This window comes from Marinicrinis lubricantis (assembly GCF_042658665.1).
Classification (GTDB): Bacteria; Bacillota; Bacilli; order Paenibacillales; family KCTC-33676; genus Marinicrinis; species Marinicrinis lubricantis.
This window is the reverse complement of record NZ_JBHSQV010000168.1, coordinates 43110-53029: the sequence shown is the minus strand read 5'-3', so window position 1 is coordinate 53029 and position 9920 is coordinate 43110. Positions and strand designations below refer to the sequence as shown.

10 protein-coding genes and 1 pseudogene are annotated in these 9920 nt (G+C 47.0%); 1 reads left to right on the top strand and 10 read right to left on the bottom strand.

Features of this window, described 5'->3' with window-relative positions:
• Nucleotides 1–101: 101 nt before the first annotated feature.
• The 3 genes from ACFPXP_RS14890 to ACFPXP_RS14880 form a co-directional block, all read right to left on the bottom strand.
• Nucleotides 102–392 (bottom strand): STM3941 family protein, encoded by a 291-nt coding sequence (locus tag ACFPXP_RS14890; protein ID WP_379895101.1) that lies wholly within the window; start codon nucleotides 390–392, stop codon nucleotides 102–104.
• 119 nt (nucleotides 393–511) lie between these two features.
• Nucleotides 512–1051 (bottom strand): nitroreductase family protein, encoded by a 540-nt coding sequence (locus ACFPXP_RS14885; RefSeq protein ID WP_379895100.1) that lies wholly within the window; start codon nucleotides 1049–1051, stop codon nucleotides 512–514.
• 341 nt (nucleotides 1052–1392) lie between these two features.
• A complete protein-coding gene (locus ACFPXP_RS14880; protein WP_379895099.1) occupies nucleotides 1393–2448 on the bottom strand; it encodes a TraB/GumN family protein in 1056 nt (351 codons plus the stop codon).
• A gap of 198 nt (nucleotides 2449–2646) precedes the next feature.
• Between ACFPXP_RS14880 and ACFPXP_RS14875 the strand changes: the two genes are divergently transcribed.
• Nucleotides 2647–3216 (top strand): FAD-dependent oxidoreductase, encoded by a 570-nt coding sequence (locus ACFPXP_RS14875; protein WP_379895098.1) that lies wholly within the window; start codon nucleotides 2647–2649, stop codon nucleotides 3214–3216.
• A 149-nt stretch (nucleotides 3217–3365) separates the two neighbouring features.
• Here ACFPXP_RS14875 and ACFPXP_RS14870 read toward each other — a convergent pair whose 3' ends face one another.
• From ACFPXP_RS14870 to ACFPXP_RS14840, 7 genes and pseudogenes are all read right to left on the bottom strand, one after another.
• Nucleotides 3366–4109: a response regulator transcription factor gene (locus ACFPXP_RS14870; RefSeq protein ID WP_379895097.1), complete on the bottom strand. Its 744-nt coding sequence runs from the start codon at nucleotides 4107–4109 to the stop codon at nucleotides 3366–3368.
• A complete protein-coding gene (locus tag ACFPXP_RS14865) occupies nucleotides 4081–5970 on the bottom strand; it encodes a sensor histidine kinase (RefSeq protein ID WP_379895096.1) in 1890 nt (629 codons plus the stop codon). Before ACFPXP_RS14865 ends, ACFPXP_RS14870 begins: the two co-directional genes overlap by 29 nt.
• Nucleotides 5971–6069: 99 nt before the next feature.
• On the bottom strand, nucleotides 6070–7104 hold the full coding sequence (locus ACFPXP_RS14860) for a TRAP transporter substrate-binding protein (RefSeq protein ID WP_379895095.1): 1035 nt from the start codon (nucleotides 7102–7104) through the stop codon (nucleotides 6070–6072).
• Between the two features lie 91 nt (nucleotides 7105–7195).
• On the bottom strand, nucleotides 7196–8473 hold the full coding sequence (locus ACFPXP_RS14855; RefSeq protein ID WP_379895107.1) for a TRAP transporter large permease: 1278 nt from the start codon (nucleotides 8471–8473) through the stop codon (nucleotides 7196–7198).
• Between the two features lie 14 nt (nucleotides 8474–8487).
• Complete coding sequence (locus ACFPXP_RS14850) at nucleotides 8488–9003, bottom strand: TRAP transporter small permease (RefSeq protein ID WP_379895094.1); 516 nt, start codon at nucleotides 9001–9003, stop codon at nucleotides 8488–8490.
• Nucleotides 8979–9377, bottom strand: a complete 399-nt coding sequence (locus tag ACFPXP_RS14845) for a hypothetical protein (protein WP_379895093.1) — start codon at nucleotides 9375–9377, stop codon at nucleotides 8979–8981. The genes ACFPXP_RS14850 and ACFPXP_RS14845 overlap by 25 nt, the downstream gene beginning before the upstream one ends.
• An 18-nt stretch (nucleotides 9378–9395) precedes the next feature.
• Nucleotides 9396–9917, bottom strand: a pseudogene (locus ACFPXP_RS14840) (DUF6886 family protein).
• Nucleotides 9918–9920 lie beyond the last annotated feature (3 nt).

The window sequence follows — 9920 nt, the reverse complement described above, 5'->3', positions numbered from 1 at the left end:
TTATACTTCATATTGAGCGTCCTCCTTCAATTAGGGCAGTGAATGTCGAACCATTCCGAGACCCAGCATACAGGAGGCGCTTTTTCTTTTCAAAGAGCAAATTACTTCATTACAGGAATGGCTCCTTGAATCCAAGAAGATTGATCGATCAAGCCGCGGTTATACACAATAAGTGCAGGTGTTCGCTTAAACCATTTGTGAGTCACATACGTAAGACATAAACCGAAAAACAATGTGCAAATGATACCCATCACAACGAATAGCACGGATGAATCTTCTTGGCTCATCCCCGTAGCAATTAGAACGATGCCAATCACGACAAAAATAAAAGAGATCAGCAGCAGCTTTCCCAGCTTAGGATAAATGATGATATCCTGATTCCTTTCCGTCACTCCTGATCCACCTCTCTCCTCATCGTTTCACACACAACTCAAGGGCGTCTTTTTCCGTCATTCCTTAACCTACGATCCTTCCAATATAAAAAATATCGGCTTAATTCGGGTATACTTCTCTATCTTTCCTGCCGGTGCCCAAATTGCCCCATATGGACCACTCTATCCATAGAAACCATTTCTTTAGGGGCGGGTTCGACTGAAGGATACCCCAAACCGATGATCGCCACAACTCGGTATGTGTCAGGTATACCCAGTTGTTCTCTAGCGTAGTTTTCGCGGCGCTCTGATTCTTCTGCATCCTCAGCATGATACACGGCTCCCCATGCTGCCCCCAAACCTAAAGACACCGCGGTCAGCCAAGCAAATCCACCTGCAATCGAGGCATCCTGCAGCCAATATTTGCTCACCTGCGGCTCGCTAATGATCACAATAGCTGCTGCTGCCTCCTCCAGCCATTTCATATATGGACTCGTTGGTGCAAGCGCTTGAAGCTTCGTTCGATCCGTAACCAAGATATACTCCCGAGAAGGTAAATTGTTGCCGCTCGGTGCAAGATACAGCGACCGTATCAACGTCTCCAGCAGTTGCTGAGGAATTGATTCCGATTTAAAATGAGTAATTTCACGACGTTTTTCAATGGCTGTGATGACATCCATAGCCCATTCCTCCTCCATTCTTATCACTGAATATATTGTTATGATGTATCAACCTATAGTAATTTGGAGATTCTTCCATTTCACTTTACTTTGCCAATGCAGTATCTGTCAAACGAGCGTTGCCTCTACTCTCGCTCTATTAGAAATGCAACCTGAATGGATAATGGAACAATCCATTTCATAAATGATCTAAATACCGAATTTGTAACTACATATGGATCGATTGAACCGTTCGATACAACAAGTAGTCTTGATTAAAGCTGCTGAAGGTATTATGAAATTGATTTGATATTAAAGAAAAAAGGAATGGGTTTCCCCATTCCTCAGTTCTAGTTTTAGCTTTATTCAGGCTGTTCAATTTCTTTTTCGATTTCATAGCCTCTATCCTTCAAAATCGAAATAATGCTGTCGTCTCCGATATAATGTGCGGCCCCGACCACGACGAAGTAGCTTGCGGGTTCATCGCTCGTCAGAAACTGTTCAATTTTATCGGCCATGCCCACATTCCTTTCGTCCAGCAGTATATTCATATATTGTTCCATTTCTGGACTATCATCGGTCGACTCCAGCAGGATTTCTGCCATTCCCTGCTCGTCGCCAACCTTCCAATATTCAACGAGCTGCTCCATGCTGTCGTCCTGTTCTTGATCTTCCGCCTGAAGCGTGGACTCAATCAGCATGAATTGAATCTCTGGTGAAAGCTGGTCGAACATTTCTAATTGAAACTGTGTTCCCTCCAGCTCTACAATGTCCATTCCTTGTTCTCCGGCTTGCTCTAGAAAATGATAGTCAATCCCGAGTGTAGCATCGTAGCCCTGCTGCATGATTTGCAGATTTTCAAGCAGCATTTGAACATACCATGGTTCATAGCCGCTAAACATATCGAGAGAAATGCCAAACTGCTTGAATTCGTTCTGCAACGCTTCATAAAGCTCGGCAGGAAGATGATCTGCCAAAGTCGTTCCATCTTGATACGCTGCCAATTCATCCATCATTTTTTGCAATTCGAACGCGTTAACATGAACGATATCAGCTTCCACAGCCAAAACATCGGACTCGGCGAAAGCCGCTTCTATTTTTTCATGAAGAGGATAAAAGTCCTCCGTTGCTACGTGAATGGATCCGAGCATGTAAACCGTATTCCCTTGATGGCTCGCTTTCCACAAAAATCCGCCCGTTCCGCTTCCCTCTTCTTGTTCAGCGCCGGTTGGCGGCCCAGTTTCCGAACTCCCTGATTGTTCGTCTTCAGGAGCTGCTTCATGAACATCGCCTGCTTGATTATTTTGCTGTGCACTGCTGCTATCATTTACCGCGTTCTCATTCTCAGTCGTGCCGCATGCCGCAGCCGTGAACAGCAATAAAAGAGTAAGACCGAGTAAATAAATGAGCTTCTTCATCGATTCCTCTCCTAATCTATGATTTATAAACATCCTTAATTATAACGGAAACAACAACAAAAGGTTCCGATATTTTTTATAACGCTGACCGATATATGCAGGATGAACTGGTACGTATATCCAACCTTCATATTGAGATCTTTGTCCAGAAGTGTGATAATAAGCACTGTAAAGATGAGACAAGAGAGGAGAATGGTCATGTATGATATCGCCATCATCGGGGCAGGCCCAGCAGGTGCCAGCGCAGCTATTTTCACCGCCAAAGCAGGCAAAAAAACCGTCGTTTTTGATCACGACAAAGGAATGACAAAACGCGCATGGTTTGAAAACTTCTACGGCATTCAGGAAACGAACGGACCGGATTTAATCGAAACGGGCATTCGTCAACTCAAGCGTCTCGGTGCGGAATTTATCTCTGAGGAAGCCGCCGATGTAAAGAAACAAGCGGACGGGTTCATGGTTACTACCGCTTCCGGCCAAACCTATGAAGCCAAACACATCATCTTCGCGACAGGCTTGTCCGTGGAACTCGCAGAAAAGCTTGGCGTAGAAACGACCGAGGGTACGGAGCCTCGTATTAAGACGGTCATTAAAGCAGACAGCCAAGGCAGGACCAACGTGGACAATGCATGGGCTGCGGGTACCGTTGCAGGCGTTAGCGTTCATGGCATCATTACGGCCGGAGACGGAGGCAAAGTCGCGATTAATGTCATCAGTGAGCTCAACGGCGAACGTTACGTAGATCACGATCTATACCAACCGAAATAAGATATTTGCACCATTGACTCTCATCGACTAATAGGGGCATGATTACCTTCTCTGAGGTAATCATGCCCCTTATGCTTGCGATAGGTATGAGGTTTCTCGTCTCTTCATCCAAGCTTTGAAGCTTTGAATTCTGTATTTCAGTGATATCTTTACATATGCTTTATAAGTTCGCGTTTTTTGCGGTATTCCGTTGGATTCATTCCTGTTCTTTTCTTAAATTGATTGCTGAAATAAGCCTGATCCCGATACCCGAGACGCTCCGCAATCTCACATACCCGCAGAGAAGTGGTGTCTAACAAGCGCTCTGCTTCCTTCATGCGCAGCCCCGCAACATATTCTTTGTAATTCATCCCGGTTGTTTGTTTAAAAAGCTTGCAGAAATAGCTGGGATTCAGATGTACCCTCTCGGCCGCCTCCGCTAGAGACATATGGACATCCCCTGCGGATTCAATATAAGAGAGAATTTGTCCGACCGGAGACAGCTCTCCGCGTACAGCTTCACCTTCCTTCATGGAAAACGCTCCTCGCCGGTCCAGCCATTTCTGCAGGCTGCTTTTTAATTCTCCGGCCTCCACCGGCTTCAGCAAATAATCGACTGCATTGAGACGTACCGCCCTTTGTGCATAGCTGAAATCATCATAGCCGCTGATGATCATGACATCCGGATGACTGCTGTGCTCCTGGAGCATCTCAAGCAGGTTTATGCCGTCCATAAAGGGCATCCGAATATCAGTGATGACTAAATCCGCTTGGTTGGTTTTCAACCAATCGATCGCTTCCAACCCATGACTAAGCTCTCCAACAACTTGAATAGGCAAATTCACCTTTTCCAGCGTCTTCTTCAAGGCGATCCGAACCCATCGTTCATCCTCCACCAGCAATAACCGATACACTCGCATCCCTCTCCTCTCTCTCATCACAATCGGCGATTTTTCGTAAAGGCAAACGGACGCGCACTCTCGTCCCTTCTCCTGATTCACTTTCCACCTTCACGCCAAAGCATTCACCGAAGATATGACGAATTCGCCAGTGTACATTCATGAGACCGATATGATGATGGCCAATATGAGACGGCTCCTGCTCTTCATGAAGCATCTGATTAATTTGCTGCAGCCGCACAGCGCCGATTCCTGTCCCTGTATCGTGAACGACCAATTCAAAAGCGTCATCCTCTATTTTCTCTGCACCCACATCAATTTCGATCTTTTCTGCACTCGGCTCCAGCGCATGCGTGATACAGTTCTCCAGCAGCGGCTGAAGCGTGAACCTTACCGTCTGCTGTTGCAGCACCCAATCAGGAAGCGCCAACCGGTAAGTCAGCTTATGCTCATATCGGAATTGTTGAATGCGCAAATACTGCTCGGCAATCATTTTCTCCTGCTCAATGGTGACTACCGGACTGCCTTCTTTCACGTTGTACCTCAGCAGTCTTGCGAGGGATGCGGTCATCGCCGCCATCTCCTCCATGTCCTTCTCCAGTGCCATGCCGCGGAGCGTCTCCAGCGCATTATATAGAAAATGCGGGTTAATCTGTGACTGCAGCACCTTCAGCTCGCTCTCTTTATAGCGTAATGTGGACTCGGTTTCCTTCAGCTTGGAAATATATATTTCTTCCAGGAGCCGGGACAGCCGATCCAGCATCTGATTGTAGCCGTGAGACAGCAATCCGATCTCGTCCATCGATTGCACCTCGACTCGTTCGGACAACCGCCCCAGCTCCACCTGCTTCATATGGCGGTATAGCCGTCGAATCGGCCTCACAAGACTAGCCGCCAAACCGATACCCAGCACATAGGCGATCAGCATAAAAAGACCGGTGATCAGCAATATCGTACGGCCAATAAATTTCGTGCCGCTCATCAATTCCTTATACGGGATCGAAGCGACCAGCCTCCATTTCAAGGTGCTGCTATCCGTAAAGGTGAGATACGTCTTCTCCCCTTCCCTTGCAATTTGATATCCAGTACTTCCCGGCACAGCCGTTAAGCTCAGCCTTCGTTCCACCTTCTTGCCGACGAGCGATAAATCCGGATGGTAAACATAACGCCCGTATGCATCCATAATATACAGATAGCCCGTCCGATCGAATGTCACCTTCTGAACAACCTCTTGAATTCGTTTGTAATTCAAATCAATGATGAGCAGACCGAATGGCTCCAGCGTATGCGGGCTGACAATCCGCTTCATAATCGAGATAACAGGCTCCTCCCTGTCCTTGTAAGGAATCACACGGCTGACCATCATCAGCTCACCCTGAACAGGAATCTGATCATACCAATATTGCTTGGACAGCGACTGGATTGCTTCGGGATCCAAATCTACCGTTGAGCTGATCGTTTGTATTCCATCTAATATCACTGTAATATTCGCGATATCCGAACGGGAATAAGCCGCATTCTTAAGTACATTGCGTGCGGCCCGGTTCAAATCCGAATCCATTGCTTCTTCTACAGTCTTCACCTTTAAATAGTTGACCATATCTGCATGATTCAATATTTTCAACGTGCTGATTTCAAAATCCCGCAAATAATCCTCCATATAAATCTTGACCTGCTCGAGAATTTGCCAGCTGTACTGCCTCGATTCCCGTTCCAATACGCCGGAAGCCTCCCGGTATGACAGGAGGCCGACCAGCAGCAGCGGCAGCACGACCAAGAGCACGAAATAGGCAAGCAGCTTCGTCATTAAAGAGCGGTCGCGCAGCAGTACGTATTTCATCATGCCGCTTTGAAGGTTTTTTCGATTCCATCGCATTCATATCACCTTCGGATTTGATTGAAATACAGCACCACCGCTGCGAAAGCCGCTCTTCATCTTGATAAGTTTCTTAGGGCGTTTCCGTGACAAACCAGTTTAGCGGGCTTGATCGATGGCGTCTAAAATTTCACTGTATTCCGAGCGATATTTTTCAATCACGGGCTTCACCGCTTCCTGCCACGGCTTCACATCCGTCACTTCTGTAATCGTGGCACCAGCGTCACGAACCATTTGCTCGGACTCTTTCTCATATTTATCCCACTCTTCCCGCTGATATGCCACTGAATCCAGCGCAGCCTGCTGAATAATTTGCTGATCCTCCTCCGAAAGCTTATCCCAAGCCGTCTTGGACATCATGAGCACCTCGGGTACCCGCTGATGGCTGTCGGTAATATAATAGGGGGCAACCTCGTAATGCTTACTCGAATAGTAGCTGGGATAATTGTTTTCCGCTGCATCGATGACTCCGGTCTGCAGTGAACTGAACACTTCTCCGTACGGCATCGGCGTCGCACTTGCTCCTAAAGCTTCGATAATATCGATATTCAGCTTATTTTGCTGCACGCGTATTTTCAGTCCTTTCAAATCATCTGTGCCGTTTAGCTCCTTCGTCGAATAAAAGCTTCGAGAACCTGAGCTGTAATAAGCCAATCCTTTCAACCTCGAGTCCTCCAAGCTGTCCAACAGCTGTCTTCCCATATCTCCTTCTAAAAATCTCCACACATGCTCATCATTGTCGAAGATGTACGGGAGACTGAACACGCCAAAATCTTTATTGAATTCGGCCAGCGGTCCCGAACTAATCCGGGTAAATTCAATCGCTCCAAGCTGTACCTGCTCGATGGCCGCTTTTTCTTCCCCTAATTGCGCAGACGGAAACACGTCGATCGTAATTCTTCCGTTCGTCCTTTCATTGACCAGCTCTGCGAATTTGAGATCGCCTTTCGTCGTTGGATAATCGGCCGGATGAGCCTCCGCTAACCGAAACGTATATTTCGGACCCTCGTCCTTCGCTCCCTTATTCCCCTTCGAATTCTCTGTATCATTATTTCCGCCACAAGCCGACAAGAATAAGGTGAACAGCAGCAGCATACTCAGCGCTAAACCTTTTCTAAACCATGGTTGATGCACACCAATCTCCCCTTTTCATTTTTAATAAAATCCATTCGACGCACGGGCTTGCCCTACATTCCTATCGAAAAAGGATCACAACTTAACGATGTCAGGAACTTCCGAACAGATTCGGCAGCCATAACGTAATGGAAGGCACAAATGTCAGCAGCAGCAGTACGGCAATCATCGCGAAATAAAACGGCAGCAGCGCTTTCGTTCCTTTCTCAATCGATACTTTGCCGATCGCACAGCCAACGAATAATACCGTGCCTACCGGAGGAGTAATCAGACCAATTCCTAAATTCAGAATTAAGATGATGCCAAAATGAACCGGATCCATCCCAAGCTCGGTCACCACCGGATACAAAATCGGAGTCATGATTAAAATGAGCGGTGCCATATCCATGGGTGCACCAAGAATTAGCAGCAGCACATTGATGATCAGCAGGATCATATACGGATTATCGGAAATCTGTAAAAACATATCGGTGAGCAGCGAGGGAATTTGCAAGTAAGTTAAAATCCAAGCGAACGCATTGGAAGCGGAAATCAAAAACAAGACCATCGCAATCGTACGAAACGATTTGGTGAAAATGAGCTTGACACGTGACAGCGGGATATCCCGGTATACGAAGAACGTTAGAATAAAGGCGTACAAGCAGGCGAGTGCCCCCGATTCTGTCGCCGTGAACCATCCCGTTAAAATCCCGCCGAGAATAATGACGCCAGTGAATAACGATAGAATGCCGTCTAGGACGATACGCGGCACTTGCTTCCATTGTATGGGCTCGCTTTTTTCGTAACCTCTTTTACGGGCAATCACATAAGAGGTCGTCATGAGTGCTGCAAGCAGCATCAAACAAGGCACAATCCCCGCGAGAAAGAGGCTTGAGATCGAGACACCACCTGCAGCCAAAGCATATAAAATCATATTATGACTGGGCGGCATGACCACCCCTTGAATCGCAGCCGACGAAGTCACCGCGACGGAATAATCCGCATCGTACTTTTTCTTCTTCATCATCGGGATCATCACCGAACCGATCGAGGATACATCCGCCGCAGCAGAGCCGCTGATGTTGCCGAACAGCATACAGGCTACACAATTCACCATAGCGAGACCGCCGCGGATCGCTCCAACGAACAGCTGGGCCAAATTAATCAACCGCAGTGCCAGTCCTCCTTCGCTCATAATCTGTCCCGCTAAAATGAAGAAGGGTATCGCGAGCAGCGCATACGAGTTCATTCCCTGCACCATCGTTTGACCGATGACCGCCAGCGGGATTTCTAGCGCAACCGCCGTAATCAGCGAAGATAAGGCCAGTACGAGCGCGATCGGAAACCGTAGCAGGATCAACCCGACAAAACAGACGGTGAGTAAAATCATGGCAGCCGTCGTACTCAATCCAATCCCCCCTCATCAACTTCCTCGTGGCGCGACGTCCGAATTCCGGCGAGGTGTAACAAGGAATAAAAGACGATCAGTACCCCTGTAATCGGCATGACGGCATACATCACACTGACCGGCCATTCGGTAGCGGACATGCGATTGGCATGCATGAGCACGGTGAAATCCCATCCGTAAAATACCAAGAATCCGCCAAACAGCAAGGTACAGAACGAAATGAATTTATCCAATATTCGATCTGCCGTTTGAGGAAGCCGTTTGGCCAGTGAATCCATCGCAAGATGCAGCTTCTCGCGAAACCCAATCGCGATTCCGAGAAATGAAAACCAGATCAGCAGCAGCAGCGTAATTTCCTCTGACCAAAAGAACACAAAATTAAAGAGCTTACGTGTGAATACCTGCAGCGTCACAATGACAGTCATAGCTGCTAACGCCAGTAGTGCAAAGGCTTCTACAATCCTGTCCATCCATAACAGGACCGCTTTCACCCACTTCCATGTCTGCTGCATTCATATCCCTCCTTTTCCGTGCCCGCAAAAACATTGTAAAGGCTTACAATAAGCCTGAAAAGGGAATGCAATTGTGTTTTATTTGTAATTTTTTGAGGTTCTAATCCAACAAAAAAACAGGTGAATGGTTGTTCACCTGCCGCGATGGCGGAATTTGAGGAGGGCTTATCCTTATCGTCTCCCTGCTCGCTTTCCTCTTCTTTTTCATTCTTTTCTTCATAATATTCGATTGGAGTTTGCCCCATGATGTAATCAAATGGAGTATATCGATGTTCTCGAATTTCTCGCTTTACGATGGTTTTAATGACAACGATGAGGATTAATATAATGATAGGTAGCGCTAGTGTCACGTTTACATAAAATCCAATGTCCATATGAGGATTCCTTTCATTTTATGTTCCCTTCCAAGGCTCAGCATAAGCAAAGCGAATGATGGAATAATGCGCGCTAGAGGCCAAGACACGTTTTCGAATCGGATTCAAATTAGAGGCAAACCGAAGTTCAACATATTCCTTAAGCTTAAGACGCATGAGCAAATCTTCGACAGCTTCTACAGAAATCGGTTCGACTTCCTCCTGAGCGATGTAGTATCCGGCTTTGTCATCAAATAATTCAAACGGATCCTCCGGGAAAATATACACAAAGAGCGAAGTGCTGCGAATTCGTTCCAACCAGCTCTTTTCAACAACCATAATCTTATGGGCCGATGTACTTCCGAATTATTCCTTTCGGTCCCCGGCTGTTGCTTGTTCTCCGATCCAATAGATCACTCTGGGGCAGTTACGGGGAAAATAATAATGAGGCGTGTGTTCCTGATCGATCGCCCAAACCACAGGGGGTAAATCCGGGTACGCCTCGGAATGTCTCGGCTTAAATGAGGTAATCATCGGAACTTCGCTGAAATGGTACAGCATGGA

What these genes read in the sequence shown, in the direction of transcription:
- ACFPXP_RS14885 (WP_379895100.1), bottom strand. Translation starts at nt 1,051, where the DNA reads ATGGATGTCATCACAGCCATTGAAAAACGTCGTGAAATTACTCATTTT.
- ACFPXP_RS14880 (WP_379895099.1), bottom strand. Translation starts at nt 2,448, where the DNA reads ATGAAGAAGCTCATTTATTTACTCGGTCTTACTCTTTTATTGCTGTTC.
- ACFPXP_RS14875 (WP_379895098.1), top strand. Translation starts at nt 2,647, where the DNA reads ATGTATGATATCGCCATCATCGGGGCAGGCCCAGCAGGTGCCAGCGCA.
- ACFPXP_RS14865 (WP_379895096.1), bottom strand. Translation starts at nt 5,970, where the DNA reads ATGCGATGGAATCGAAAAAACCTTCAAAGCGGCATGATGAAATACGTA.
- ACFPXP_RS14855 (WP_379895107.1), bottom strand. Translation starts at nt 8,473, where the DNA reads ATGATTTTACTCACCGTCTGTTTTGTCGGGTTGATCCTGCTACGGTTT.
- ACFPXP_RS14850 (WP_379895094.1), bottom strand. Translation starts at nt 9,003, where the DNA reads ATGCAGCAGACATGGAAGTGGGTGAAAGCGGTCCTGTTATGGATGGAC.
- ACFPXP_RS14845 (WP_379895093.1), bottom strand. Translation starts at nt 9,377, where the DNA reads ATGGACATTGGATTTTATGTAAACGTGACACTAGCGCTACCTATCATT.